We start from the raw sequence: 25,512 nt of genomic DNA on the forward strand, positions 1-25,512 counted from the left end.
CCGATACTAACGATGGAATCAAGTGCGCGATACCGTTGATACATGCCATCGGGATCACGTGACACGAACGCCGCCACGGCCGCCGGCTCCGCCCCCGGCACCCGGCAGCGCGTCATCGACGCCGCCATCGGGCTGCTGGAGCGCGAGGGGCGGGACGCCATCACCACCCGCGCGGTCGCCGTCGCCGCGGGGCTCCAGCCCCCGGCCATCTACCGGCTGTTCGGTGACAAGGAGGGGCTCCTGGAAGCGGTGGCCGAGCACGGCTTCGCCACGTTCCTCGCGAGCAAGCGCGTCGTCCCGGATCCCGAGGACCCGATCCAGGACCTGCGGGACAGCTGGGACCTGGCGGTCCGGTTCGGGCTGGAGAACCCGGCGCTGTACGCGCTCATGTACGGCGACGTCTCACGCAGTGACTCGCCCGCCTTCCGGACCGGGCTGGAGATCCTGAAGGGCCGGGTCCGACGGCTCGCCGTCGGCGGCCGGCTGCGCGTCGGTGAGGCGCTCGCGGCCAACGTCATCCACGCCACGGCCCGCGGCGCCGTCCTCACCTGGTTGTCCATGCCGGAGGCCGAGCGTGACCCGGCCCTCCTGACCACCCTCCGCGAGGCGATGGTCACGGCCGTCACCACCGAGAAGCCCGCCGTACGCACCACCGGCCCCGCCGGCGCCGCCCGCGCCCTGCGTGCCTCCCTCCCCGACCAGACCACCCTCAGCGGCGCCGAACAACACCTGCTGAGGGAATGGCTGGACCGGCTGGCCACCGACGCCTGAGATACCGCCGCACGCCGTACGGACCGGTCGTACGGCCTACCAGGCCACCGGCAGCTCCAGCGGGAAGCGGCGGATGGTCTCGGTGTCCCAGCGGACGTCCTCCGGCCGCACCGCGAGGCGGAGCGAGGGGAAGCGGTCCAGGAGGCGGCCCACGGCGACCTCCAGTTCGGCCATCGCCAGGGGGACCGCGATGCACCGGTGGCCGCCCCAGCCGAAGGTCATGTGAGGGGCGCCGGCACGGTCGGGCACGATCTCGTGCGGGTCCGGGTAGCGGTCCGGGTCGCGGTTGGCCGTCAGGTACGAGACGTGCACGAAGTCGCCGCGCCGGATGACCACCCCGTCCAGCTCGACGTCCGCCAGCGCCACCCGGGGAATGCCCACGCCCTTGCGGAAGGGGATGTACCGGAGCAGTTCGTGGATGCAGTCCGTGAGGTTCTCCCGGTGCGCGCGGACGTACTCCGCGAGCTCCGGGCGGGTCAGCAGCAGGTACATGATGTTGCTGATCTGGCAGGTCGCCGTGTCCTGGCCGCTGAGCGTGAAGGTCAGTGCCAGGACGGCCAGTTCCCGGTCGTCGAGCTGGTCCTCGCCGTCCCGTGCCTCCGCGAGCACGCTGATGATGTCCGTACCGGGCTTGTTCCGGCGTTCGGCGACGAGCTCGGTGAAGTAGGCCGTCAGGTCCTCCTTGGCCGCCCGTGCGACGTCCCGGTTGCCCGCGCCGAGCACCAGCAGCCGGTGGACCTCCTCCTCCATCCGGGGCCACTCGGCGCGCTCGATGCCCAGCAGGTCCAGGATCGTGTGCTGCGGGAGGGTGTTGGACAGGTGCCGGACCAGGTCGGCCGGCGGGCCCTCCGCCTCCATCCCGTCCAGCAGCCGGTCCGCGAGGAGGGTGATGCGGCTCCGCATGCGGTCCACATGGCGCTCGGTGAAGGCCTGGGTGGCCAGGTGCCGGATCCGGCTGCTGTGCGGCGGGTCCATCACGTTGATCGACTCGGGGGAGACGATCGGCTCGGCCGTCAGCCGCGGATAGTCGTGCTCGATGATCCCGGCCCGGCTGAACCGGTGGTCCGTGGTCACCTGCTGCACCGACTCGAACCTGGTGACCAGCCAGGCGTCCGACTCGCCGTACGGCAGCCGGATCGTGCCGAGGGACTCACGCGCCATGAAGCCGGCCAGGGTCGGGTCGAAGTCGAGGGATTCGCTGAAACCGAAGGGGCAGTTGACCGCCTGCACGTTCTTCTCCTTCATCGGTCGGTCGCTCACGAGAACGGCACCACGTTCGTGGCGTGGACGGCGGCGCTCAGGTCCTTCACGAGCCGCAGGGCGTCGCCGATCGCCCAGTAGTGGAGGAAGAACAGGCGCGGCTCGTCGTAGAGGTTGTGGTGGTGGAGCTCCACCAGGCCGATCCCGCCCTTGCGCAGGATCTTCAGGACCGGCTGGACCTCGCCCGCGGTCATCACGAAGTCACCGTTGACCGCGGCCTTCCCCCTGCCCAGCGGCTGGAAGTTGACGGTGGTCGTCGAGCCGAGGCCGGGCGGCAGGATCATGTCGCCGTCCGCGATCCGCTCCACACGTGCCCAGACGCTCTTGTAGATGCCCTCGTCCTGGACGCCCTTGCTGCCGAGCGCGCTGTCGAGGCCCTTGGTGTCCAGGTCGAGGGTCGGGGTGGCGGGCGGCTGGTCGGGCGGGGTGCCGGTGCGGTCGAAGGCCGCGCGCAGCCCCTGGGCGACGGATACCGGGTCGTGGGCGTGGGCGTGGAGATGCAGCCACCACAGGGCGGGCTGGTGGGCGAGCAGATGCTTGTGTACGGCGTTGATCCCGATTCCGTGCTCCAGGATGGCGTCGCTGAAGCCGTCCAGTTCGTGCTCGGTGACCACGGCGTCGCCCATCAGCAGATGGGCGCCGTCCTTGTAGCGGACGAAGGCGACGTGGGTGCCGAGGGCCAGCGAGGTCTCGATCCGCACACCCCGGGAGACCACCTTGAGGTCCCGGCGGGGCAGGCCGGTGTGGTACATGTACCGCTTCATGTCACCCGGCCGTCCCAGTGCCTTGGCCACGTCCGTCCAGTAGGCGAGGTCGGTCATCTCGGGTTCGACCAGGGTGCGCGGGCGTTCGCGGGAGAGCGCGTGGGCGGTCGGGGTCGCCGCGCCTGCGAGGACGGGGGCCACAGCACCCGCGGCAAGCACGCGGCGCCGGGTGGTGGACGGTCGAGGGTGGGTGCCCTGCTGCCGGTCGTCGGCCATGGTGTACCTCCTGGCGCGATGGAATCACGGGTCCTGGACGGTCCCTGTGACGCCATCGCGCCAGGTGGGCCAGGTGGCCCAACGCAAACCACCGGACACCGAGGCCGCGGACCGCTTCGCGGGACGGCCACAGACCACTACGCACGACAGCCACGGACCACCGCGAGAGACGACCGCGGATCACTGCGCGCGACGGCCGCGGATCATTTCGCGTACAGGCCCTCGACCTCCGCCGCGAAGTCCTTCATGATCGCCTCGCGGCGCAGCTTCATCGAGGGGGTCAGATGCCCCGCCTCCTCGGTGAAGTCGACGCCGAGCATCTCGAAGCGGCGGATGGACTCGGGGCGGGAGACCAGTTTGTTGGCCTCGTCGACGGCGCGTTGCAGAACGGCCCGCAACTCGGCGTCGTCCAGCAGGAGTTCCGGCGGCACGGGGTGCTTGCCGTTCATCTGGCGCCAGTGGGTGAGGCCGTCCCGGTCGAGGGTGACCAGGGCGCTGACGTACGGCAGCCCGTCGCCGACCAGCATCACCTGGGAGATGAGGGGGTGCGAGCGCAGCCAGTTCTCCAGCGGGGCCGGGGCCACCGACTTGCCGCCGGCCGTGATCAGCATCTCCTTCTTGCGGCCGGTGATGGTGAGGTAGCCCTCGTCGTCCAGTTCGCCGAGGTCGCCGGTGGCCAGCCAGCCGTCCCGGGTCGCCGGGACGACCCCGCCGGCCGCCGGGTCCCAGTAGCCGCGCAGCACGTGCTCGCCGGCGACCAGGATCTCGCCGTCGGCGGCGATCCGGACCTTGGTGCCGGGCATCGGCCAGCCCACCGTGCCGAGGCGGGGCTTGAGGGGCGGGGTGCAGGTGGCGGCGGCGGTGGTCTCGGTCAGGCCGTAGCCCTCGTAGATCTCGATGCCGGCCCCGGCGTAGAACGCGGCGAGGCGGCGGCCCAGCGGGGAGCCGCCGCAGATGATGTGGCGGACCTTGCCGCCCATGGCGGTGCGGATACGGCGGTAGACGAGCGGGTCGTAGAAGGTGCGGGCGGTCTTCAGGGCGCGGCCGGGCCCGCTGCCGGTGCCGGTCTGTTTGGCCTCCAGGGCCTCGCCGTAGCGCTGGGCGACCCCGGTGGCCCGGTCGAAGACCGAGACCCGGCCGCCCGCCTCCGCCTTCGCGCGCGCGGTGTTGAAGACCTTCTCCAGCATGTAGGGGATGGTGAGGAGACAGGTCGGCCTGAAGGCGGCGAGGTCCGGGAGCAGGTCCTCGGCCTTGAGGCTGGGGGCGTGGCCGAGGCGGACCCCGGCGCGGATGCAGGCGATCGCCACCATGCGGCCGAAGACGTGGGACATGGGCAGGAAGAGGAGGATGGAGACCTCCTCGTCGTTGCGCGACTTGAAGATCGGGTAGAGGAGTTCGATCGCGTTGTCGACCTCGGCGAAGAAGTTGCCGTGCGAGAGGGCGCAGCCCTTGGGGCGGCCGGTGGTGCCCGAGGTGTAGATGAGGGTGGCGAGGGTGTCGGGGCCCAGCATCCCGCGGCGTACGCCCACCTCGGCGTCCGGCACCTGGGCGCCGGCCTCCGCCAGCCGGTCCACGTGCCCCTTCTCCATCACCCACAGGTGCCTGAGGTCGGGCAGCCGGTCGAGTTCGGGGCCCAGCGCGGCGGCCTGCGCGCTGGTCTCGGTGACCAGGGCGACGGCGCCCGAGTCGTGCATGATCCAGCGGGTCTGGAAGACCGACGAGGTCGGGTAGACCGGCACGGTCACCAGGCCGGCCGCCCAGGCGCCGAAGTCGAGGAGCGTCCACTCGTACGTCGTCCGGGCCATGATCGCGATCCGGTCGCCCGGCATCAGCCCCTCGGCGATCAGGCCCTTCGCCACGGCCAGCACCTGCTCGGCGAACTGAGCCGCCGTCACATGCTCCCAACGGTCGTCTTCCGCGGCCGACTTGCGGCTGAGCACCACGGCGCCGGGCTCCGCCTCCGCGTTCTCGAACGGCAGGTCGGCGAGCGAACCGTGCCGTACCGGCGGCGCGAACGGCGGTACGTACGCCTCCCGCACCACCCCGTCCAGCCGCTGGACGAAGGGCTCGACCAGGATCGGCTTCCCGTCGTAGTCCGTGGCCTGGATCGCCGCGCCGGAGGAGACGGGGGCGGCGTTCGGATAAGAGGACGTGGACACGGGGCGGCTCCTCGGGCGCGCAGCGGTGAACTGCTTGCTGCATGACGTACGTGCCTCGCGCACCGAGGCGTTCACCGGCACCGGCCCTCGGAAAGGGGTTACCGGCGGTTCAGGCTGGAGATCGTACGGGGCCGCTGTGGCGGGCTTGTGGGTTTTCGGGGGTTGTCCGGGGACGGGCCTGTGCAATCCCGGAGGTTACGTGAGGGTCCTTCACGTTCGGCCCGTTTCCGGGTGGTTGACAGCTGCGACATAGGCTTACCTACGGTAACCTTACTCCAGAGTCAGGACTTGGGCGACATGGGGGAGAGTTTTTCTGGGGGGCGTGAGCGCCGTTTCAACGTGCGGGTCGTGTGTGGCTGGTCGCGCAGTTCCCCGCGCCCCTGACGGGGCGCTTTCGTCGCCGGAATTGAAAGGTGAACCTCTGTGATCGTCCTTGACCGGGCCCCCTCTCTCGGCCCGCTGCTCGCCGTCGGCGCGCTGCGGTCGCCCTTCAAGAGGCCGGGTGCCGGTGCCTCGTTCCCCTGTACCCGTCTCCTCCTTCCCGGCGTCCGGCCCGACCTCGACAAGCTCGCCGCCTACGAGCGCGTCTGCGGTTTCGCCACCGGTGATGACGGGCTGCCGGTCACCTATCCGCATGTGCTCGGGTTTCCGCTGGCCATGCGGCTCATGAGTGCGCGGGAGTTTCCGTTGCCGTTGCTGGGGCTGGTGCACACCTCCATCGAGATCGAGCGGTATGCCGAGCTGCCCGCGGACGGGACGTACGACATGGCCGTCCATGTGGAGAAGCTGAGCCCGCACCGGCGGGGCACCGAGGCCACCGTGGTGACCGGGGTCCGGGTCGGCGAGGACGTCGTATGGGAGTCGCGGAGCACGTATCTGGCGCGGCATCGCACCCAGTACACCGGTGAGAGGGCCGGGAGCGAGCCGCCGGAACCGCTGCCCGTCGTCGAGGAGTGGCGGATCGCGGGAGACGTCGGCCGGCGGTACGGGGCCGCCTCCGGGGACCGCAACCCCATTCATCTGCACCCGCTCACCGCCCGCCTCTTCGGCTTCCCCCGGGCCATCGCGCACGGCATGTGGACGGTGGCCCGGTGTCTCGCCGCGCACGGGGTGCCGGAGGCGGCCGAGGTACGGGCGGAGTTCCGGGCACCGGTACTGCTGCCGGGCACGGTCGAATACGCCGCCGAGGGCGGTCGTTTTCAATTGCGGAGCGGGAACCGGGTGCATGTGGAGGGCGTCGTCGGCCCTCGCGTTGCCCGGCGATCCGCCAAAAACACATAAAGACTGTGTTTCGCCCTTCTGTGCGGATCCTGTCATGCCGTTGCGGATCCGCAGGTGGCAGGGGTGGCCGGGGCTTTCCTCACACGGGACACCCAGGCTGTCCAAGGATCCGTGAAGGAATCCCTAATGCTGCGCCAAGAATGCGTCCTTAGCCTCTGCTCACTTTATGTGATCCATTGTACGAAGGGCACCGAGCATGCCTCCCAGACGCGTCGCAGTAATCGCCGACTCGGACACCCGCTGGAAATGGGGTGCATCGGTGGCCCGGCAGATCGCCCCCGAGCACGCGCTGGACGCGTACTTCCTGCGGGGCCGGTCCACGCCCACCCAACGGCAGCTCGCCGAGATCGGCATCGAGCCCGACACCCGGCGCGAGGTACGCGCCGCCGAACTGGTCGACGACGAGGAGCTGGCCGACGCCGACATCGTCGTCCTGGCGGTCCTCGGCGGCACGGTCCTGGCGCTCGTCCACAGCCTTGGGCTCGCCTGGGAGGGCCGGCGGCGCCGGCCGGTCACGGTCAGCGGGTACGTCGGCGTGGTCTACGAGAAGATGGTCGACGGTCTCATGACCCGGGCCGGCACGGATCTCGTGCTCGCCAACTCCGGCCACGACACGCAGCGCTTCCGTTCCGTCTTCGCGAGCGTCGACGTCGACCCCGGCTCGGTGGTCGAGTGCGCCCTGCCGTTCCTCGGCGGCGACCCCTACCGGCCCTCGGCCGACCGGCCGTTCACCGTCACCTTCGCCGCCCAGCCGTCCGTGCCCAAGGACCGCGCGTCCCGGCTCAGGCTCCTGGAGCGCGCCGCCGCCCACGCCCGCCTCCAGCCGGACCGGCTCGTGCTGGTCAAGCTGCGCAGCCGGCCCGGCGAGCAGACCACCCACGAGGAGCGGGACCCGTACCAGAAGCTGGTCGACAGCCTCGCCGAACCCGTGCCCGCGAACCTCCAGCTCGTCTACGGCAACATGGCCGAGGTGCTGGACCGCACCGACCTGCTGGTCACGGTGAGTTCGACGGCCGCCCTGGAGGCGATGCACCGGCGGATACCCACCGCGATCCTCACCGACTTCGGCGTCCGCGAGGCGCACGGCAACCACTACTTCGTGCACTCCGGCTGCCTGGCCTCCTGGGACGACATCGACGCGGGCGCGCTCCCGCAGCCCGACCCGGAATGGGCGGCGGCACACGGCATCGGCAAGACCGACCCGTACACCGCGGCCCGCGCCCGCATCGCCGCGCTGCGCGCCGCCGACCCGCTGCAGCCCCTGCCGCCGCTGCGCCCGTACTACACACCGCAGAACGCCGGCATCTACCTCGGCGGCATCCTCCGCAACAACGGCTTCGACGAGCAGGGCCGCCCGCTGCCCGTGCCGCCGGGCGGCGGCGGGACGGGACGGGTGAAGAAGGCCGTACGGGCGGTCACCAGGCGGGGTGCCAAGAAGCTGTACCGCGTGGGCCATCAGCGGCTGGCGCCGGCCCTGCGCCGCTGGGGTTCCGTCTGACGGGGCGGCCCGGTCACGGCGGGGACCACGGCCGGCCCTCCATCAGGCTGCCCAGGCCCGCCCAGGCGAAGTTCATCAGGGTCGCGGCCGCCTGACGTGCCGTCACTCCCGGGGTGGCGTTGGCCCAGGCCGCGAGGGACTCGGCGGCGCCCACCAGGGCCTCGGCGAGGCCCGCCACCTCGCCCTCCCCCAGGTCGGGATCGCGGTGCGCGGCGCGGGCGGCGGCGACGATGAGCTGGGTCACGAACGCGACGATCTCCTCGCGCATCGCCGCGACCTCCGAGGCGAACCGCTCGCCGTGGGTCCGGGCCTGGATGTGCAGCACCGACCAGCCGTCGGGGTGGTCGGCGGTGTACGTGAAGAACGCCCCGAGTCCGTCCCAGAGCTGCCGGTCGGCGGGCAGTTCGCGGTCGACGCCGGCCCGGACCGCCTCGGTCAGGGCGGCGGCCTCGCGGCGGATGCACGCCGCGAACAGGTCTTCCTTCGAGTTGAGGTACAGGTACACCAACGGCTTGGAGACACCGGCGAGTTCGGCGATCTCGTCCATCGACGCGGCCATGTAGCCGCGCTGGCCGAAGGTCCGCACGGCGGCGTCCAGCATCTGCTGCTCACGTACCGCGCGCGGCATCCGCTTGGTCTTGACGGTCCCCATGGGGCAAAGCCTAGTTGGGGCCGCGGGCGCGGGAGCCGATCAGGAGGAGGCCTGGGCCTGTCCCGAGGCCTGGGGCTGGGCCTGGGACTGCTCCGCCTCGTCGACCGCCTCGTCCTCCTGGCTGCGGTTGGCCTCGATGTTGGCCTTCATCCGCTCGACCCGCTGCGAGACCTGCACGGAGGCGCGGTCCCGTTCCCTGCGCAGCACGACGAAGCTGATCGGCGCCGACAGGACGAGGGAGAGGAGCAGGACCCACAGGAGGTTGGAGTCGCCGAAGCCACGCGGGAACGCGCCGGCGTAGACGAGGCCCCAGACGACGAGAAGGCAGCCCGCGAAGATACCGAGGCGCATCAGCGTGTAGCGGAGCATCTCAATCCAGTCTTCCGATGACGAAAAGGGGCACCGACCAGTGAAGCACGCCGTGCCGCCGATCTTGCAGCGGGGTCAGGTCGGGCGGTCAGGTCAGACGGTCAGGTCAGCGGGAGCAGCATGGTGATGTCGTCGCGGTCGTCGCCGGGGGCGACGCGGATCGCGGCGGGGACCCGGCCGACCTCCTTGTATCCGCAGGAGCCGTAGAAGTCCTCCAGGCCGAGGCCGCCGCGGCAGCCGAGCCGTATCGCGTCGATGCCGTCGAAACCGCGGGCGGCGTCGGCGGCGGCCGCGAGCAGGTCGCGGCCGTGTCCCTGTCCCTGGTGCCTCGGGTGCACCATCACCGTGTACAGCCACACCCAGTGCTTCATCAGGCGGTGCGTGTTGAAGGAGAAGAACGCGGTGGCGGCGACCTCGCCGGCCGCGTCGTGCCCGACGAGGAGCCGGTGACGGCCTTCGGCCATGGCGGCGAGATGCCTGACCAGCTCCGGCCGGACGTCCTCGCTGCTCACGGGGGCGACGAAGCCGACGGCGCCTCCGGCATTCGTCACGTCCGTCCACAGCCCGAGGACACCGTCGCGGAGGGCGGGGGTGACGGCGGGGTCGAGGGTGAAGGTAAGGGGCATGGGTGGATGGTATCTATTACGGCGAGGGGTGTGGAGTCACTTTCCGCCGTAGGCCCGCGGACCGGTTGCCGACTGCGGGCCGGCGAGGGTCGATCGCGCCCACGCGGCGGAGCCGCAAATCAATACAGCCCCGCGCCCCTGACGGGGCGCTTCGCCGACCGCTTCTTCCCAGCCTGGGGGGGCCGACGGTGGGTCGTCGGCTGCGGCGCCGTCGTGGCTGGTCGCGCAGTTCCCCGCGCCCCTAAAAGAACGGGCGCTCCCCTGCTTTTCAGGGGCGCGGGGAACTGCGCGAGCAACCCCCACGCACCCGCAGCAGAAGTACGACCCCCAGCAAACCTTCTCTTCTCCCCTGATCACGGCAGCCTCGCCCTGCGGACGCCGGGGAGCGTGCCCACCCTGCGGCCACCTTTTTGCCTGCCGAGTCGGGTGGTGGGTGGGCAAGGGGCCGTGCCTCAGACGCGCATCGGCTGCGGGGACTCCCTGCGCTCCGGGTCTGGGCCGGCGTACTCGCGGATGATCTCGTAGCGCGTGTTCCGCTCCACCGGGCGGAAGCCCGCGTCGCGGATGAGGTCGAGGAGGTCCTCGCGGGTCAGCTTGTTCGGCGTGCCGTAGTTGTCCGCGTCGTGCGTGATCTTGTACTCGACGACCGACCCGTCCATGTCGTCGGCCCCGTGCTGCAACGCCAGCTGTGCCGTCTGGACGCCGTGCATGACCCAGAAGACCTTGACGTGCGGGACGTTGTCGAAGAGGAGCCGGGAGACGGCGAAGGTCTTGAGGGCCTCCGCGCCGGTCGCCATCTGGGTCCGGGCCTGGAGCCGGTTCCGGACCTTCCCGTCCTTCATGTCCACGAAGTCGTGCTGGTAGCGCAGCGGGATGAAGACCTGGAAGCCGTTCGTCTCGTCCTGGAGTTCGCGGAGGCGCAGGACGTGGTCGACCCGGTGACGCGGTTCCTCGATGTGGCCGTAGAGCATCGTGCAGGGCGTCTTGAGGCCCTTCTCGTGCGCCAGGCGGTGGATCCGGGACCAGTCCTCCCAGTGGGTGCGGTGGTCCACGATGTGCTGCCGGACCTCCCAGTCGAAGATCTCCGCACCGCCGCCGGTGAGGGACTCCAGCCCCGCGTCGATCAGCTCGTCGAGGATCTCGGAGGCCGAGAGACCGGAGATCGTCTCGAAGTGGTGGATCTCGGTGGCCGTGAAGGCCTTGAGCGAGACGCTCGGCAGGGCCGCCTTCAGTTCGCGCAGCGAGCGCGGGTAGTAGCGCCACGGCAGGTTCGGGTGCAGGCCGTTGACGATGTGGAGTTCCGTGAGGTTCTCGCCCTCCATCGCCTTGGCGAGCTTCACCGCCTCCTCGATGCGCATCGTGTACGCGTCCTTCTCGCCCGGCTTGCGCTGGAACGAGCAGTACGCGCAGGACGCGGTGCACACGTTCGTCATGTTGAGGTGGCGGTTGACGTTGAAGTGGACGACGTCGCCGTTCTTCCGCGTCCGCACCTCGTGGGCGAGGCCGCCGAGCCACGCCAGGTCGTCCGACTCGTACAGCGCGATGCCGTCCTCGCGGGTCAGCCGCTCACCGGCCCTGACCTTCTCCTCCAGCTCACGCTTGAGCCCGACGTCCATACCCTCACAGCCCTTTCTACGACAGCCTGCCCAACCGTACGCCTAGACCTCTTCCGGAAGTTCCCCCACCCGGTTCTCCCACTTCGTGGACAGCACGATCGTGGTACGGGTCCGGGAGACGCCCTTGGTCCCGGACAGCCGCCGGATGGTCTTCTCCAGGCCGTCCACGTCCGTGGAGCGCACCTTGAGCATGAAGGAGTCGTCGCCGGCGATGAACCAGCAGTCCTCGATCTCCGGCAGGTCCCGCAGCCGCTGTGCCACGTCCTCGTGGTCGGCCGCGTCGGAGAGGGAGATGCCGATGAGGGCGATGACGCCGAGGCCGAGCGAGGCCGCGTCGACGGTGGCGCGGTAGCCGGTGATGACCCCGGCCGCCTCCAGCCGGTTGATGCGGTCGGTGACGCTGGGTCCCGACAGTCCGACGAGACGGCCCAGCTCCGCGTACGAGGCCCGGCCGTTCTCCCTCAGGGCCTGGATGAGCTGCCTGTCCACGGCGTCCATGCGATCGAAGCCTTCCGCTGAAATTTCCCGAAGTAGATGAGAGGTGGTGCAGAGGTGGTGCCGAGGTGGTACCGGGGTGGCACCGGGAGGGGTGGTGCTACTTGCTTCCGCCGCCGAGGTCCCCTTCCCAGCGGCGGTAGAGCCGGTGCCGGACGCCTGCCGCGTCCAGCACCCGTCCGGCGACGAAGTCCACCAGGTCCTGGATGTGGGTCGCGCCCGCGTAGAAGGCGGGTGAGGCGGGGACGACGACCGCCCCGAGGTCGTCCAGGGCGACCAGGTGGCGCAGGGTCTGGCCGTTCAGCGGGGTCTCGCGGACGGCGACGACGAGGGGGCGGCGCTCCTTCAGGGTGACACCGGCCGCCCGCTGGAGCAGGTCCTTGGAGAGGCCGAGGGCGACCCCGGCGACGGCGGCGGTGGACGCCGGCACGATCAGCATGCCCTTCGTCGGGTACGACCCGGAGGACGGCCCGGCGGCCAGGTCCCCGGCGCTCCAGTACCGCACCCGTGCGAGGTCGGTCCGGAAGGTCCCCGGCTTGCCGTCGGCCCCCCGAGCCAGCCATTCCCCCAGGTCGTCCTTCCAGTGCGCGTCCCGGAAGGAGATCCCGGTCTCGTCCAGCAGGGTGAGCCGCGAGGCCCGGCTGACCACCAGGTCGACGCTCTCCCCCGCGTCCAGCAGGGCACGCAGCACAGCAGCGGCATACGGCGTTCCGGACGCCCCGGACACCCCCACGATCCAAGGCACGCGCTGCTTTTCTCCTGCGTTCACATCTTGAGCGTACCGGCGCGACCCGGCGAGTTCAGGACGGGTCCGCGGTGACCGACGGTACTCAGACGCTCAGGCCCCGGACCAGCAGGTCCAGCAGTGCGCACACGAAGAGGGCAATGCCGATGAACCCGTTGACGCTGAAGAAGGCGCGGTTGAGGCGGGAGAGGTCGTGCGGGCGGACGATGTTGTGCTCGTACACGAAGGCGCCTGCCACGATCACCAGCCCCAGCCAGAAGAACGCGCCGGCGTGGGTGGCCAAGGCGTACCAGACGAACAGCGCCGTCGTCGCCGCGTGGCACACCCGGGCGCCCCAGATCGCCGCCGGGATGCCGAAGCGGGCCGGGACCGACATGACGCCGATCTCGCGGTCGGTGTCGACGTCCTGGCAGGCGTAGATCAGGTCGAAGCCGCCGATCCAGATGCCGACGGCGAGGCCGAGGATCACCGCGTCCCAGGACCACTCGCCGGTGATCGCCAGCCAGCCGCCGATCGGGCCCATGGCCTGGGCGAGGCCGAGGATGGCCTGGGGGAAGTTCGTGAACCGCTTCCCGTAGGGGTAGACCACCATCGGGATCACGGCGACGGGCGCGAGCGCCAGGCAGAGGGGGTTCAGCAGGGCCGCCGAGCCCAGGAACACCGCCACCGCGATCAGCGCGCCGGTCCAGGCGTGCTTCACGCTCATCGCACCGGTGACCAGCTCCCGGTGGGCCGTGCGCGGGTTCCGGGCGTCGATCTCGCGGTCGATGATCCGGTTGACGGCCATCGCGAAGGTGCGCAGGCCGACCATGCAGATCGTGACGAGGAGCAGCCGGCCCCAGTGGACGTTCTTGTCCAGCTCGAACATCGCGGTCAGCGCGGCGATGTACGCGAAGGGCAGCGCGAAGACCGAGTGCTCGATCATCACCAGGCGCAGGAAGGCTTTCGTCCGTCCCGGTTGCGGGAGGGCTGCGGAGGCGGAACTCACAGGCCGTACTCCTTCCAGCGGCGGTCGACCTTCGCCGCCGTATCCGGGTCCGACAGGACCATCTCCGGCCAGCCCCCGTCCCTGGTGTAGCCCTCCTCGGGCCACTTCTTCGTCGCGTCGATGCCCGCCTTGCCGCCCCAGAACTGCTGGTAGGAGGCGTGGTCGAGGTGGTCGACGGGACCTTCGACGACCGCGAGGTCACGGGCGTAGTCGGTGTTGCCGAGGGCCCGCCAGGCGACCTCGTGCAGGTCGTGGACGTCGCAGTCGGAGTCGACGACCACGATCAGTTTGGTGAGGGACATCATGTGCGCCCCCCAGATCGCGTGCATGACCTTCTGCGCGTGCTTCGGGTACTTCTTGTCGATCGAGACGATCGCGCAGTTGTGGAAGCCGCCGGCCTCGGGGAGGTGGTAGTCCACGATGTCCGGGACGATGATCTTCAGGAGCGGGAGGAAGAAGCGCTCGGTGGCGCGGCCGAGGGGGCCGTCCTCCGTCGGGGGGCGGCCGACGACGATCGACTGGAGCAGCGGGCGCTTGCGCATCGTCACGCAGTCGATGGTCAGCGCCGGGAACGGCTCCTGCGGGGTGTAGAAGCCGGTGTGGTCGCCGAAGGGGCCCTCGGGGAGCATCTCGCCCGGCTCCAGCCAGCCCTCCAGGACGACCTCGGCGTTCGCCGGGACCTGGAGCGGAACGGTCTTGCAGTCGACCATCTCGATCCGCCTGCCCGCGATGAACCCGGCGAAGAGGTACTCGTCGATGTCGCCGGGGAGCGGGGCGGTGGAGGCGTAGGTGACGGCGGGCGGGCAGCCGAAGGCGATCGCGACCGGGAGCCGCTCTCCCCTGCGTGCCGCCACCTGGTAGTGGTTGCGGCTGTCCTTGTGGATCTGCCAGTGCATGCCGATGGTGCGCCTGTCGTGGCGCTGGAGCCGGTAGAGGCCCAGATTCCGGATGCCGGTCTCGGGGTCCTTGGTGTGGGTGAGTCCCAGGTTGAAGAAGGAGCCGCCGTCCTGCGGCCAGGTGAACAGCGCCGGGAGCTGGTCGAGGTCGACGTCGTCGCCGGTCAGGACGACCTCCTGCACCGGAGCGTCCTTGATCTTCTTCGGCGGTACGTGCGTCATCGCGCCGAGCTTCCCGAACGCCTCGCGCACGCCGACGAAGCCGTGCGGCAGCTCGGGGCGCAGCAGGCCGCCGATCTTCTCGGAGATCTCGCCGTACGACTTCAGGTCCAGGGCCTTCAGCAGCCGCCGGTCGGTGCCGAACACGTTCATCGCGAGGGGCATGCTCGACCCCTTCACGTTCTCGAAGAGCAGGGCCGGTCCGCCGGCCTTCTGCACCCGGTCGACGATCTCCCCGACCTCCAGATACGGGTCGACCTCGGCCTTGACACGCTTGAGGTCTCCCTCGCGCTCCAGTGCCCGGAGCAGGGAGCGAAGATCGTCGTAAGCCATGTGTCCCAGTATCGGCCACCCGGGGTCCGGGCCCGGTCACCGCCCCCTGCATACTCGTCGGCCGTGAGACGTCATCGCCGGTTACCGCTGCTCGCCCTGCTTCTCCTGACTGCGCTCGCCGCCTGTGCGCCGCCGCGGGAGGCCGGCGGCTCGCCCGTCTCCCCGCTGACCCGGGTGCCGGCCGCCGACCGGAAGGCGGCGCCCGACCTCACCGGCAGCAGCCTCGACGGCAGGGCGGTGAGCCTCGCCGGCTACCGCGGCAAGGTCGTCGTGCTGAACGTCTGGGCGTCCTGGTGCGGGCCCTGCCGGGCGGAGGCGCCGCAACTGTCCAAGGCGCAGCGGGAGTTGGCAGCGAAGGGGGTCCAGGTCCTCGGGGTGGACACGGATGCCCGGCGGGACAGCGGGCGCGCGTTCCAGGACCAGCACGCCCTGTCCTATCCGAGCCTGCACGATCCCGGCAGCCGCAAGCTGGTCCGGCTGCCGAAGGGGTACCTGCCGCAGGCGCTGCCGTACACCCTCTTCATCGACCGGGACGGGAAGATCGCCGCGACGTACCTGAGTCCGCTGACCGAGGCCGACGTCCGCACCATCACCCGGCCGCTGCTGGCGGAGTAGCACGCCCGAGGGGCGGGGCGGTTCCGTACGACGGCGACTGCCGGTGGTCCGTGGCTCGTCGCGCCCACGCGGCGGAGCCGCATATGGATACAGCCCCGCGCCCCTGAAGGGGCGCTACGGCAACGTGCCTTTGTGGCGCGCCCGGTCAACGACCGTTGTCCGCAAGGCACTCGGCTCCCTCCCGGATGGGCGCCACCAGGTGGCTCAGGTCCACGAGGACCGCGTCGAGGCCCGCCACGGAGTCACTCACCGAGACCTCCACGGCGGGGCTGCGGCCGTAGGTGACCAGTTTCTTGCGGCCGTCCCCCGCCGTCTCCCGCCACACCCAGTCGACGCCGTCCACGCTGACGCAGGCGTCCGTGGTCGGTCCCGGCGGGTTCACTCCGCAGCGCAGCTCCACGGTCCCGTGGCCCCACACCGCGAGCCCCGCGAACGACACCCGGTCACGCGTGGCGCCCCCGAGCCGGTCGGGGTACCGGTCGGCCAGCCGCCCGCACCCCGGGTCCTTCGCGAACGGCCCCTGCGCCAGCCCGAACACCGGCGAGTCCAGCGACCCGGCCACCAGTCCGGCACCGGCCAGCACCCCACCCGCGGCGAGCGCGACCGCCGCCACCCGCCTCCTGCGCGATCGCCCCGCCACCGCCGGCCCCCTCCCGTACGAGGAGAACCATGATGCCGCCCGGCTGCCGATGGACGGCCCCGGGCACCCGCTAGTCTGGCCGCCATGCTCAGGTATCTGCCCTACTTGCTGGTCCTCGCGCTGTGGATCTACGCCTTCGTGGACTGCCTGAACACCCCCGAGGGCGAGGTCCGCGCGCTGCCGAAGCTGGCGTGGGTGTTCGTCATCCTGCTCTTCGGCGAGGTCCTGGTCGGTCCGGTGGCCTGGCTGATCGCGGGCAGGAGCCGGCAGCCGCGCGAGCAGTGGGTCGCGCCGGACGACAACCCGGAGTTCCTGAAGTCCCTGAAGCCGGAGGACCCGCGCACCGACTGACCGGACCACGGCCCGGCCGCTACAGCAGCGCCTTGACCTGTGCCGCGGTCAGCGTCCGCTGGAACACCTGGACCTGCTTGATCGAGCCGGGGAACCAGTCGGCGGGAACGCCGCCGGTGGTGGCGCGGCCGATCACCAGGGGGCCGTGCGCGGCGACGGGGTTGCTGTCGTTGATACCGGCCTCCTGAACGCCGTCGACATACAGGAGAAGCTGGTTGCGGACGCCCTCGTAGACGCCGACCAGGTGGGTCCAGACGTCCGGCTTCGGGACGCTGTACGACAGGGCGCGCAGGCCCGGGCGGGCGAAGGCCCAGCGGTTCTCGGCGGGCGAGTACTGGAGGTAGAAGCCGCTGGCCGCCCCCGCGTCCTGGCTGACGGCGGTGGCGAAGGACGACGGCACGCTGCTCAGGGCCACCCACGCCGAGACGGTGAAGCTGCGGCCCTCGGCGGTCCGGAGCACCGGCCCAGCGGTCATGATCTGGCTGGTGCCGCCGTCGAACAGCGCGGCCCCGTCCTTGCCCCGCCCCCAGCCGACCGCGGTGGCCGTGCCGTCGTACCGGCCGGTGTCGTCGGCGGCGACCGCGCCCGAGGTCTCGTCCAGCGGCCAGGCGTCGAGCGGCGAGGGGACGGAGACGGAACCGCCGGAGTGCTGCGGGGACTTCTCGGCCCCGCCCCGGTTGACGAGGTGTGCGACCGGCACGGCCGCGAGCGCGGCTACGGCGAGGGCTCCCCCGGAGACGAGCAGGGTACGGCGGCTCATGCCCGGGTCCCGCTGGTACGACACCGGCTGCGGCACCGGGTCGAGCCGGGTGACCGGTCGGGTCGCGGCGGGCTGCGGGGCCGGGCGCGTGAAGTCGGCCCGGGGGTCGGCGGCGGGCCGTGCGAGGAAGGCGGTGGCGTCGGCCGTGGGCCCGATCCGGGTCAGGATCTCGCGCGGGGTGGGCCGGTCGGCCGGGTCCTTCGCCAGGCAGTGCGCGATGAGGGCGGCGAGGGCGGGATCGGTGACGGCGCTGATGTCGGGTTCGTCGTGCACGACCCGGTAGAGCAGGGCGGGGGTCGGCCCGTCGCCGAAGGGGTTGCCGCCCGTCGCCGCGTACGTCAGGACCGCGCCCAGCGCGAACACGTCGCTCGCGCCGGTCACTTCGCCGCCCGCCACCTGCTCCGGCGACATGAACCCCGGCGAGCCGACCATCAGCCCGGCCAGTGTGATGGTGACCGACTCGACGCTGCGGGCGATGCCGAAGTCGATGACCCGCGGCCCGTCCTCGGCGAGCAGCACGTTCGACGGCTTGAGATCCCGGTGCACCAGTTTGGCGGCGTGGATCGAGGTGAGCGCCTCCGCCAGTCCCGCGGCGAGCGCGAGCACGTCCGCACCAGGCAGCGGCCCCCGCTCGGCCACCGCCTCCTGCAACGAGGGCCCGGCGATGTAGCTGGTGACCAGCCACGGCAGCTCGGCGTCCGGATCGGCGTCCACGACCGGCGCCGTGAACGCACCGCTGACCTTGCGCGCGGCCGCCACCTCACGGCGGAAACGGGACCGGAACTCCGGTTGCCCCGCGACCAGTTCGGCGTGCACGACCTTCACGGCGACGGCCCGCCCACCGGGCGAGCGCCCCAGATAGACCCGGCCCATCCCGCCCGCGCCGAGCCGCCTCAGCAGCTGGTACTCCCCGACGGAGCGCGGATCGCCCGGCTCCAGAGCTGCCACGATCCCTCCCGCGCCGCTTGCTCCCCAAGACGCGGTCAGCATAGGACCGGGACGCCGGACGGATGACCAAATCCCGCCCCGGTACGGCAAGTTGCCCCGCGGTCTGCCCTTCGGGACGCCCTCCGGCCGTAAATCGCACCATTTAACACGTGTTGGTGAAAACATGACGTAAGTGCGTAATGCCGGGTTCATATGCCAAAGATCCCCCCGGAACCGCTCCGGCAGTACGGAAAGGGATGATCGTGGCAGACAGCAAGGTCGGGAAGGCGAAGCAGGCCGCCGGGTCCATCGGGCTCGTGACCCCGGCGGGCGCGCGGCCGACCGCGCAGGCGCCCTCGGCCGACGAGCAGTGGCAACTGCCGGGCGGCAGCGCCCGGGTGTACTACGGGGAGGGCCGGAAGGGCGTGGTCAGACCGGTCGTCCTGGCCGACGGGTTCAACCTCGGACCGACCGACTACGACTGGCTCTGGAACGGGCTGGAGAACGGCCGGTACCCGTTCGTCAGCGAACTGCGGCGCCGCGGACGCACCCTGGTCCTCGTCGGGTTCGACGAACGCAGCGAGTCGATCCTCCGCAACGCCGAGACGGTGTTCGCCGCCGTCCTGCGGACCATCGCGGAACAGCTGGGCGACGCCCGCCTGCTCGTCGGCGGGTTCAGCATGGGCGGCCTGGTCACCCGGTACGCGCTGGCCAGGATGGAGACGCAGCGCATCGACCACCGGGTCGGCGTCCACCTGTCGTTCGACAGCCCGCACCGGGGCGCCTGGCTGCCCGTCGGTCTCCAGGCCTTCGCGCACTACCTCGCCCCGTACGACGACACCTACCTGCGGCAGATCAGCAGCCCGGCCGCACAGCAGATGCTCTGGCGCCACCTGGACGGCCTGACCGGCACGCCCAAGGAGAGCCCGCTGCGGACCGCGTTCAAGGAACAGCTCCGGCAGGTCGGCGACTGGCCCCGCATCCCGCGCCTGCTCGCGGTGTCCAGCGGACGCGGCGACGGCACCGGCAACGGCGTCCGCGCCGGCGCGAAGACGCTCAGCTGCGCCGGTCCGCTCTTCGACGGCACCCGCTTCCTCGCCCAGGCACAGGGCCAGAAGACGGAGGTCGCCACCCTGAACGGCATCCTCGGCGGACCCCACCCGGTCACCACGAACAGCTTCCCCGAACTCGACGGCGCACCGGGCGGCACGCTGGAGTCCTTCGGCCTCCTCGCCGACGCGCTCAAGGCGACCGGCGAGGACACCGACATCGCCCACCGGAGCGCGTGCTTCGTGCCGTCCGTCAGCGCGGTCTCCATCCGCGACCTGGACCAGCAGGACGACCTGTACGCCGACGTCTACGACCTCCCGCCGGAGGACTCGGACGTCGACGACTTCCTGCTCTCCTCGACCAACGAGGCGCACGCCCTGATGACCCCGGAACTCGCCGAGTGGGTCCTGGACCGGCTCCCCGACTGACCACGCGCTACTTCAGAGAGCCGACAAAGGCGGCCCACGCACCGCGCCGCACCAGCAGCACCGGGCCGCCGGGGTTCTTGCTGTCACGGACGGGGAGGGCGGCGACGGAGGTGAACTCGGGGGCGATTTCGAGGCAGTTGCCGCCGTTGTCGCCGCTGTAGCTGCTCTTGATCCAAATGACCGCGCTCAGCTGCTGCTGGTTCATCGTCGCCGTACTCCTCCATCAAGTTGCCGATCAGAGCGGCTGATTCGCGAGCCGACAGGGTGTCCGCCCTGAGCACATCATAGGTTCGGCTCACCTCGGCGTATGCGTCCGGATCGTTGTTGAAGTGGCCCCGGGTCAGCGACTCCGAGTAGATCCAGCGCTCGCCGTCGGGCAGCGTGATCAGCAACATCGACGTGTTGGGATGCGTGAGTTCGAAGTGACTCGCCGGAGCCACGTGGATCCGGATGTTCGGGAGTCGCCCCACACTCAGCAGATGCGCGCACTGATTCCGCATCACGGCGGGACTGCCCACCGCATGGCGCAGACAGCTCTCGTCCAGCACCGCAATGTACGTGGGTCCACCTTCGGCGAGGAAGCGCGGCTGTCGGCTCAGGCAGGCCCTGACCCGGTTTTCAAGCAGCTCACCGCTGGCTCGCCGGGAGATCAGTGCCCGCGCGTAGTCCTGCGTCTGCAACAAACCGGGGACGACCATGACCTGGTACTCGTACAGCGTGACGGCCTTCGCCTCCATGTCCACCCAGCGCTGGAACCAGTCCGGATGCTCCACGTCCGGATACCAGTCCACCCGCCCCCACAACCGCCCCAACACCCCACCCGCACCCAGCACTTCGTCGCACTTCTTCGCGAACGTGTCCTGCGGGACCCGCGTCCCCGCCTCCACCCGCGCCACCAGCGACCGGTCGCAGGGAATCTGCTTCGCCAGCGCGTCCTGAGTGAGCAACGCACTCTCCCTGAAGTGCCGAAGCAACTCCCCAAAGAACTCGGCGTTGGTGGTCATCGTCGTCCGGCCCCCTCGGTGACAGGTGCCCGTGGCACACGTCGGGCATTGATACGCCCCGTTCCCGTCCGCCACCCTCAATACACCCAGAGTCACCAAATGGCGTCGGAGCGCACATGGCTGAGCACACCGAAGAGGAAATCGAAACGGGAACGGTCGTCTACGACCCCCGTACCGACAAGGTCGGCGAATACCGGGGCACCGCAGGCCCTTACGCCCTGCTCCGGCCCCTCGGCGGTGGCCGCGAGTGGGAGGCGCGGGCGGATTCGCTCCGCCCCGCCACCGCCGAGGAACGGCTGAGCGCGGAGGTACGAGCCGTCAACCGCCGCTCCACCACGTTCAGTTACCCGGTGATGGACATCCCGGCCCCGGACCCGGTCCCCGCCTGCGCGACCTGCACGGAGTTCGCCGCACAGCGGGCGGCGGCCGAAGCAAGATTCGACGCAAGCGCAGCCACCGACACCGACGTCCTACTGCGCAGGCACCTACGCCAGGACCACTGGGGCACCCTGAGCGCCCCGTAGGGGCGTGGGGAACTGCGCGACCAGCCCCCACCGGCCCGCAGACAACCGACGACCCATCGCCGCCCCACCAAGCGCAGCGCTCAGCAGGCCGATTCCGGCAAGTGCTGCCGCGCCCACTCCCCCAGCGTCTTCAGCGACGGCTCCAACGCCGCCCCCGCCGCGGTGAGCCGGTACGACACCCGCAGTGGCGGGCCTTCGTCGACCTCGCGGACCACGAGCCCGGCGGCACCCAGTTCGGCCAGCCGGTCGGAGAGCATCCGCTCGCTGATGCCGGGGATGGCGCGGCGCAGGTTGGCGAAGTGCGTGGGCTGGTCCATCAGGACGGACAGGATCGGGCCGTTCCAGCGCTTGCCGAGCACCTGGAAGACGCGCGTGATCCCGGCGTCCACGCCTTTGCACGCTTCCGGGTCATGGGCCTGCTCCACCGCCATGGGATCAGGGTACAGGTCCACGACAGAAGGGGGCTGAAAAAAAGTAAGCACCTGTGTTATCTATAGCTGAGTACAAAACCTCAGCCCCCGCGGCCCTGCCCAGGGCCCGTGTATCCGGAGATCTCTCATGGCCACCCTGCTCCACATCGACTCGTCCCTGCTCCCCGGCGAGGCCTCCTCCTCCCGCGCCGTCACCGACGCCTTCCGCACGGCCTGGCTGGCGCAGCACCCCGACGGCACGGTGGTCTACCGCGACCTGGCGGCCGCCCCGGTGCCGCACCTGAGCGCGGCCGCCCACACCGCCGGTTTCGCCGACCCCGCCACGCACAGCCCCGAGCAGGCGGAGGCCTTCGCGGCCCGCGTGCGGCTGATCGAGGAGCTGGAGCAGGCGGACGCGGTGCTGATAGGCGCCCCGATGTACAACTTCACGATCCCGTCGACGCTCAAGGCGTGGCTGGACAACGTGGTCCTGTTCGGCCGCACGATGGGCGAGACGCCGTCCGCCAAGGGCACCCCGGTCACCGTGGTCGCCAGCCGCGGCGGCTCGTACGCGCCGGGCACCCCGCGGGAGCCGTACGAGTACGTCCAGAACTACCTGACCGCGCTGCTCTCGGACGGTCTCGGCCTGGAGGTCGACTTCATCGTTCCGGAGCTGACCATGGCCCCGCAGAACCCGGCGATGGCCGAGCTCGTGCCGCTCTACGAGGCCTCCCGCGACCGCGCCCTCCAGGACGCGGCCGTCAAGGCGAAGGAGTTGGCGGACCGCCTCGCCGCGTGACGCACGCACCGGCGTCCGGGCCCCGTTCGGGGGCCGGTTGCGCCGATCGGCCCAGCAGCGCATGCGGGATCCGGTGGCGGGCGGTTGTGATGGACGCGTTCTGACATCCAGACACCTTGGAGACTGGCATGCGCATCCGTTCCCTCGCCGTCACCGGCGCCCTCGCCGCCACCCTCGCCCTCGCCGGCGGCACCGCCGCATTCGCCGACAACGGCGCCAACGCCACCGGTACCGCGTCCAACAGCCCGGGTGTGGTGTCGGGCAATGTCATCGAGGTCCCGGTCAGCATCCCGGTGAACCTGTGCGGCGACACCGTCGACGTCATCGGCCTGCTGAACCCGGCGGCCGCGAACGCCTGCACCAGCGGCTGACCCGGGCCGCTCCGCAGGTATCGTCCGAGGAACTTCCGGAGGCACCGAGTCTCCGGAAGTCCTCGCATGCGTGCAGGTTGTACGCCGGTGAGCCGCCCGAAGCGGACAGTGCGCCCCTGGGCCGCACCGGGAGCGATCCCGACACTTACCTCGTATGACGACTGCTCCCGCCGGTTCCACCACCAGCATCGCGCCCGAGTACGGCGACCGGGTCATCGCCGTGGAAGCGGCGGGCTCGGAACCCATCCCCGACGCCGAACGCCACGGCAGCCCGCTCCAGCTCCTGTGGACCTGGGCGTCCCCCAACATCGAGTTCGCGACCGTCTACATCGGCGTGATCGCGGTCCTCTTCTTCGGCCTGGACTTCTGGACGGCGACCGCCGCGATCCTGCTGGGCACCGCGCTCGGCGCGCTCACCCAGGGCGTGCTGTCGCTGGACGGGCCGCGGTTCGGCGTCCCGCAGATGGTGATCGGCCGGTTCTCCTTCGGCTACCTGGGCAACATCCTGCCCTCCGCCGCCAACGGCCTGCTCGCGGGCGTCGGCTGGTTCGCCGTGAACAGCGTCAGCGCGGCCTTCGCCCTGAACACGCTGACCGGCCTGCGGCCCCTGCCCTCCCTGCTCCTCGTCGTGGTCGCCGAGATCCTGATCGGCTTCATCGGCCACAACTTCGTGCACACCTTCGAGAAGTACGCGTTCCCGGCGCTCGCGGTGGTCTTCCTGCTGGCCGGGGTCTGGACCTTCAAGGACGCGGACCTCGGCGCAGCGGGCTCGGGCGGCGGCGTCGGCGGCTTCCTGCTCGCGTTCAGCGCGGCCTGGGGGTACGCGGCCGGCTGGAACCCGTACGCCACCGACTACTCCCGCTACCTGCCGCGCACCGCGGACAAGGTGAAGACCGTGCTGTGGCCGGCCGTCGGCCTGTTCGTGTCGGTCTCGATCGTCGCCGTCATCGGCGCGGCCTCCGCCACCATCATCGCCCCGAAGGACGCCACCCCGACGGCCGCCTTCACCGGCCACCTCCCCGGCTGGCTCGGTGACCTCGTGCTGCTGGCCATCATGCTCGGCGGGGTCTCGGCGAACGCCCTCAACGTGTACTCCGGCGCGATCTCCATCGCCTCCTTCGGCCTGAAGCTCCCCACCTGGCTGAGCCGCAGCGCCCTGGTCGTGGTGTCGGGCATCGCCGGTACGGCGGCCGCCTGGGCCTCGCTGGACGACGCGGGCGCGGCCTACGAGGCGTTCCTGCTGGTCATCGCGTACTGGGTGGCGCCCTGGCTGGGCGTCGTCCTGGTGGAGCGGTGGCTCCAGCGCCGTACGGCGACGGACGAGGAACTCTCCGCCCGCCTCACCGACCGCTCCTTCACCAACTGGCCCGGTCTCGCGGCCCTGTTGATCGGCGTCGCGGTCTCCGTCCCGCTCTTCTCCAACCAGGAGGACTACGTGGGCTGGGTACCGAAGCACCACCCCGCCTTCGGCGACATCACCCCGGTGGTCGGCTTCGCGGTCAGCGCCCTCCTCTACACGGCCCTCCGAAAGCGCACGCGCTAGCAACACCCCCGCCAGTAGCGCCCCAAAGGGGCGCGGGGAACTGCGCGAGAAACCACAACGCGCCCGCAGACAACCGACGACACACATCGGCCCTACCAGCGCAGCGCCTAGTCGTCGTCCCGCAGCCGCCGCCAGATCCGGCTGCGGTGCAGCAGGAACAGCGAGCCGACCACGGCGACCAGCTGGAGTCCGACGGCGAGCAGCCAGAACACCGCCCGGCTCTCCAGCTCGTCCGTCAGGAAGGTGAAGTTCATGCCGAAGAACCCGGTCAGGAACGACAGCGGCAGGAAGATCACCGACACGATCGCCAACCGGTTGATGACGCCGTTCTGTTCGCCCGCGACCAGCGAGCCGTAGCTGGCGAAGGCCCGGCGGGCGGCGTCCTGGAGGGACTCGATGTCCGCGAGGACCAGCCGCGCCGCCCGCTGGAACTCACGGGCGAGCCGCTGCCGTTCCGCCGGGAAGTCGGGGCTCATCATCCTGCGGGTGACCACCTCCTCGACCGCCTGGAGGTAGGGCAGCAGCGAGTGGTGCAGCAGGGCGGACCAGCGGCGCTGCTGGGACAGCAGATAGATCTGCTCGGGCCGCCGTCCCTCGAACATGTCGTCCTCCAGCTCCTCCACCTGGAGCAGCGCCCGCACCGCGGCCCGGCGGAACGTCGCCAGCGCCTCCTGGAGCAGCAGGAACAGGGTGGCCACGGCGTCGTGCGGCCGCTCCCGCCGCAGTTGCTCGGTGATCTCCGAGGCGAGGGCGGCCCGGCCCCAGTGGACGACCACCAGGAAACGGTCGCCGGCCAGCGCGTGCACATGGGCGACCTCGCGGTCATGGACCACCGGTACGACGAACCCGGCGACCTCCCCCAGGAAGTCGGCCCGCGCGGACTCCCCGCGCCTGCCGAACCACTCCAGCTCCGCGTAGTCCAGCCCGAGCCGCCGGACCACCGGCTCCTCCCGCTCCTCCCGCTCCTCCCGCTCTTCCTCTTCCTCCTGCTCCTCCTGGTCCGGGAGCTCGATGCGGAGGAAGAGAAAGGGGTCGGTGGCGAGCCGCCGCCGCGCCTCCGGCACGGAGACCGTCGTCGTACCCCCGTCCGGCACCGACACCACCGTCACGATCATCGCCACGCTTTCAGCCTGGGTGCGGCCCGCGGTACGCGCACGCGCTGCCGCCGACCAGGTGCGGGCCGTCCGGGCGAGGGGGCGGGC

At 70.9% G+C, this 25,512-nt stretch carries 27 protein-coding genes; 10 read left to right on the top strand and 17 right to left on the bottom strand.

Annotation, left to right across the window (positions count from 1 at the left end; all coding sequences use genetic code 11):
• The first annotated feature begins 42 nt into the window (after window positions 1–42).
• Window positions 43–771, top strand: coding sequence for a TetR/AcrR family transcriptional regulator (locus ACWGKQ_RS09575; protein ID WP_453291315.1), 729 nt, complete (start codon window positions 43–45; stop codon window positions 769–771).
• Between the two features lie 36 nt (window positions 772–807).
• Here ACWGKQ_RS09575 and ACWGKQ_RS09580 read toward each other — a convergent pair whose 3' ends face one another.
• The 3 genes from ACWGKQ_RS09580 to ACWGKQ_RS09590 all read right to left on the bottom strand — a co-directional run bounded on the left by ACWGKQ_RS09580 (window position 808) and on the right by ACWGKQ_RS09590 (window position 5,119).
• The gene (locus ACWGKQ_RS09580; protein WP_453291393.1) at window positions 808–2,016 is read right to left on the bottom strand and encodes a cytochrome P450; all 1,209 of its coding nucleotides are present in this window, start codon (window positions 2,014–2,016) and stop codon (window positions 808–810) included.
• Window positions 2,017–2,027: 11 nt separating this feature from the next.
• Window positions 2,028–3,011, bottom strand: coding sequence for a DUF1259 domain-containing protein (locus ACWGKQ_RS09585; protein ID WP_453291316.1), 984 nt, complete (start codon window positions 3,009–3,011; stop codon window positions 2,028–2,030).
• 203 nt (window positions 3,012–3,214) lie between these two features.
• Window positions 3,215–5,119, bottom strand: coding sequence for an AMP-dependent synthetase/ligase (locus ACWGKQ_RS09590; RefSeq protein ID WP_453291394.1), 1,905 nt, complete (start codon window positions 5,117–5,119; stop codon window positions 3,215–3,217).
• A gap of 474 nt (window positions 5,120–5,593) precedes the next feature.
• Here ACWGKQ_RS09590 and ACWGKQ_RS09595 point away from each other — a divergent pair, with 474 nt between their 5' ends.
• Together ACWGKQ_RS09595 and ACWGKQ_RS09600 are read left to right on the top strand one after the other, a co-directional pair.
• Entirely contained in the window at window positions 5,594–6,451 is an 858-nt protein-coding gene (locus ACWGKQ_RS09595) for a MaoC family dehydratase (RefSeq protein WP_453291317.1), read from the top strand.
• A gap of 196 nt (window positions 6,452–6,647) precedes the next feature.
• Window positions 6,648–7,949, top strand: coding sequence for a DUF6716 putative glycosyltransferase (locus ACWGKQ_RS09600; protein WP_453291318.1), 1,302 nt, complete (start codon window positions 6,648–6,650; stop codon window positions 7,947–7,949).
• A gap of 13 nt (window positions 7,950–7,962) precedes the next feature.
• Here the strand turns inward: ACWGKQ_RS09600 and ACWGKQ_RS09605 are convergent, their stop codons facing one another.
• The 8 genes from ACWGKQ_RS09605 to ACWGKQ_RS09640 form a co-directional block, all read right to left on the bottom strand.
• The gene (locus ACWGKQ_RS09605) at window positions 7,963–8,601 is read right to left on the bottom strand and encodes a TetR/AcrR family transcriptional regulator (protein WP_453291319.1); all 639 of its coding nucleotides are present in this window, start codon (window positions 8,599–8,601) and stop codon (window positions 7,963–7,965) included.
• 39 nt (window positions 8,602–8,640) lie between these two features.
• Window positions 8,641–8,970: a DUF4229 domain-containing protein gene (locus tag ACWGKQ_RS09610; protein ID WP_453291320.1), complete on the bottom strand. Its 330-nt coding sequence runs from the start codon at window positions 8,968–8,970 to the stop codon at window positions 8,641–8,643.
• 101 nt (window positions 8,971–9,071) lie between these two features.
• Window positions 9,072–9,596, bottom strand: coding sequence for an N-acetyltransferase family protein (locus ACWGKQ_RS09615; protein ID WP_453291321.1), 525 nt, complete (start codon window positions 9,594–9,596; stop codon window positions 9,072–9,074).
• Between the two features lie 452 nt (window positions 9,597–10,048).
• Window positions 10,049–11,212, bottom strand: coding sequence for an aminofutalosine synthase MqnE (gene mqnE, locus ACWGKQ_RS09620; RefSeq protein WP_453291322.1), 1,164 nt, complete (start codon window positions 11,210–11,212; stop codon window positions 10,049–10,051).
• Window positions 11,213–11,254: 42 nt separating this feature from the next.
• Window positions 11,255–11,710, bottom strand: coding sequence for an Lrp/AsnC family transcriptional regulator (locus ACWGKQ_RS09625; protein WP_132787112.1), 456 nt, complete (start codon window positions 11,708–11,710; stop codon window positions 11,255–11,257).
• Window positions 11,711–11,807: 97 nt separating this feature from the next.
• Complete coding sequence (locus ACWGKQ_RS09630) at window positions 11,808–12,476, bottom strand: UbiX family flavin prenyltransferase (RefSeq protein WP_453291323.1); 669 nt, start codon at window positions 12,474–12,476, stop codon at window positions 11,808–11,810.
• 61 nt (window positions 12,477–12,537) lie between these two features.
• The gene (gene mqnP, locus ACWGKQ_RS09635) at window positions 12,538–13,440 is read right to left on the bottom strand and encodes a menaquinone biosynthesis prenyltransferase MqnP (protein ID WP_453291324.1); all 903 of its coding nucleotides are present in this window, start codon (window positions 13,438–13,440) and stop codon (window positions 12,538–12,540) included.
• Entirely contained in the window at window positions 13,437–14,888 is a 1,452-nt protein-coding gene (locus ACWGKQ_RS09640; protein WP_453291325.1) for a menaquinone biosynthesis decarboxylase, read from the bottom strand. The genes mqnP and ACWGKQ_RS09640 overlap by 4 nt, the downstream gene beginning before the upstream one ends.
• 63 nt (window positions 14,889–14,951) lie before the next feature.
• On the opposite strand from ACWGKQ_RS09640, the gene ACWGKQ_RS09645 reads away from it, so the two are divergent.
• Window positions 14,952–15,503 (top strand): TlpA family protein disulfide reductase, encoded by a 552-nt coding sequence (locus ACWGKQ_RS09645; protein ID WP_453291326.1) that lies wholly within the window; start codon window positions 14,952–14,954, stop codon window positions 15,501–15,503.
• Between the two features lie 145 nt (window positions 15,504–15,648).
• On the opposite strand, the gene ACWGKQ_RS09650 is transcribed toward ACWGKQ_RS09645, so the two are convergent.
• A complete protein-coding gene (locus ACWGKQ_RS09650) occupies window positions 15,649–16,116 on the bottom strand; it encodes a DUF3515 family protein (RefSeq protein WP_453291327.1) in 468 nt (155 codons plus the stop codon).
• Between the two features lie 111 nt (window positions 16,117–16,227).
• Between ACWGKQ_RS09650 and ACWGKQ_RS09655 the strand changes: the two genes are divergently transcribed.
• On the top strand, window positions 16,228–16,494 hold the full coding sequence (locus ACWGKQ_RS09655) for a PLD nuclease N-terminal domain-containing protein (protein ID WP_453291328.1): 267 nt from the start codon (window positions 16,228–16,230) through the stop codon (window positions 16,492–16,494).
• Window positions 16,495–16,513: 19 nt separating this feature from the next.
• Here the strand turns inward: ACWGKQ_RS09655 and ACWGKQ_RS09660 are convergent, their stop codons facing one another.
• Window positions 16,514–18,202 carry a protein kinase domain-containing protein gene (locus ACWGKQ_RS09660; protein WP_453291329.1) on the bottom strand — a complete coding sequence of 563 codons (1,689 nt, stop codon included), beginning with the start codon at window positions 18,200–18,202 and terminating at the stop codon, window positions 16,514–16,516.
• Between the two features lie 236 nt (window positions 18,203–18,438).
• On the opposite strand from ACWGKQ_RS09660, the gene ACWGKQ_RS09665 reads away from it, so the two are divergent.
• Entirely contained in the window at window positions 18,439–19,659 is a 1,221-nt protein-coding gene (locus tag ACWGKQ_RS09665) for an esterase/lipase family protein (protein ID WP_453291330.1), read from the top strand.
• A 7-nt stretch (window positions 19,660–19,666) separates the two neighbouring features.
• Here the strand turns inward: ACWGKQ_RS09665 and ACWGKQ_RS09670 are convergent, their stop codons facing one another.
• Window positions 19,667–19,786 (bottom strand): DUF397 domain-containing protein, encoded by a 120-nt coding sequence (locus tag ACWGKQ_RS09670; RefSeq protein WP_453291395.1) that lies wholly within the window; start codon window positions 19,784–19,786, stop codon window positions 19,667–19,669.
• Window positions 19,743–20,663 carry a helix-turn-helix domain-containing protein gene (locus ACWGKQ_RS09675; RefSeq protein WP_453291331.1) on the bottom strand — a complete coding sequence of 307 codons (921 nt, stop codon included), beginning with the start codon at window positions 20,661–20,663 and terminating at the stop codon, window positions 19,743–19,745. The genes ACWGKQ_RS09670 and ACWGKQ_RS09675 overlap by 44 nt, the downstream gene beginning before the upstream one ends.
• A gap of 116 nt (window positions 20,664–20,779) precedes the next feature.
• Here ACWGKQ_RS09675 and ACWGKQ_RS09680 point away from each other — a divergent pair, with 116 nt between their 5' ends.
• Window positions 20,780–21,187 (top strand): hypothetical protein, encoded by a 408-nt coding sequence (locus tag ACWGKQ_RS09680; RefSeq protein ID WP_453291332.1) that lies wholly within the window; start codon window positions 20,780–20,782, stop codon window positions 21,185–21,187.
• Window positions 21,188–21,267: 80 nt separating this feature from the next.
• Here ACWGKQ_RS09680 and ACWGKQ_RS09685 read toward each other — a convergent pair whose 3' ends face one another.
• Window positions 21,268–21,618 carry a winged helix-turn-helix transcriptional regulator gene (locus ACWGKQ_RS09685; RefSeq protein WP_089099620.1) on the bottom strand — a complete coding sequence of 117 codons (351 nt, stop codon included), beginning with the start codon at window positions 21,616–21,618 and terminating at the stop codon, window positions 21,268–21,270.
• Window positions 21,619–21,745: 127 nt separating this feature from the next.
• On the opposite strand from ACWGKQ_RS09685, the gene ACWGKQ_RS09690 reads away from it, so the two are divergent.
• The 3 genes from ACWGKQ_RS09690 (at window position 21,746) to ACWGKQ_RS09700 (ending at window position 24,310) form a co-directional block, all read left to right on the top strand.
• Window positions 21,746–22,396 carry an FMN-dependent NADH-azoreductase gene (locus tag ACWGKQ_RS09690; RefSeq protein ID WP_453291333.1) on the top strand — a complete coding sequence of 217 codons (651 nt, stop codon included), beginning with the start codon at window positions 21,746–21,748 and terminating at the stop codon, window positions 22,394–22,396.
• Window positions 22,397–22,524: 128 nt separating this feature from the next.
• Entirely contained in the window at window positions 22,525–22,767 is a 243-nt protein-coding gene (locus ACWGKQ_RS09695) for a chaplin (RefSeq protein ID WP_453291334.1), read from the top strand.
• Window positions 22,768–22,921: 154 nt separating this feature from the next.
• Window positions 22,922–24,310 (top strand): purine-cytosine permease family protein, encoded by a 1,389-nt coding sequence (locus tag ACWGKQ_RS09700; protein WP_453291335.1) that lies wholly within the window; start codon window positions 22,922–22,924, stop codon window positions 24,308–24,310.
• 107 nt (window positions 24,311–24,417) lie between these two features.
• Here the strand turns inward: ACWGKQ_RS09700 and ACWGKQ_RS09705 are convergent, their stop codons facing one another.
• On the bottom strand, window positions 24,418–25,425 hold the full coding sequence (locus tag ACWGKQ_RS09705) for a CorA family divalent cation transporter (RefSeq protein WP_453291396.1): 1,008 nt from the start codon (window positions 25,423–25,425) through the stop codon (window positions 24,418–24,420).
• Window positions 25,426–25,512 lie beyond the last annotated feature (87 nt).

It is taken from the genome of Streptomyces sp. NPDC054770, from assembly GCF_053611985.1.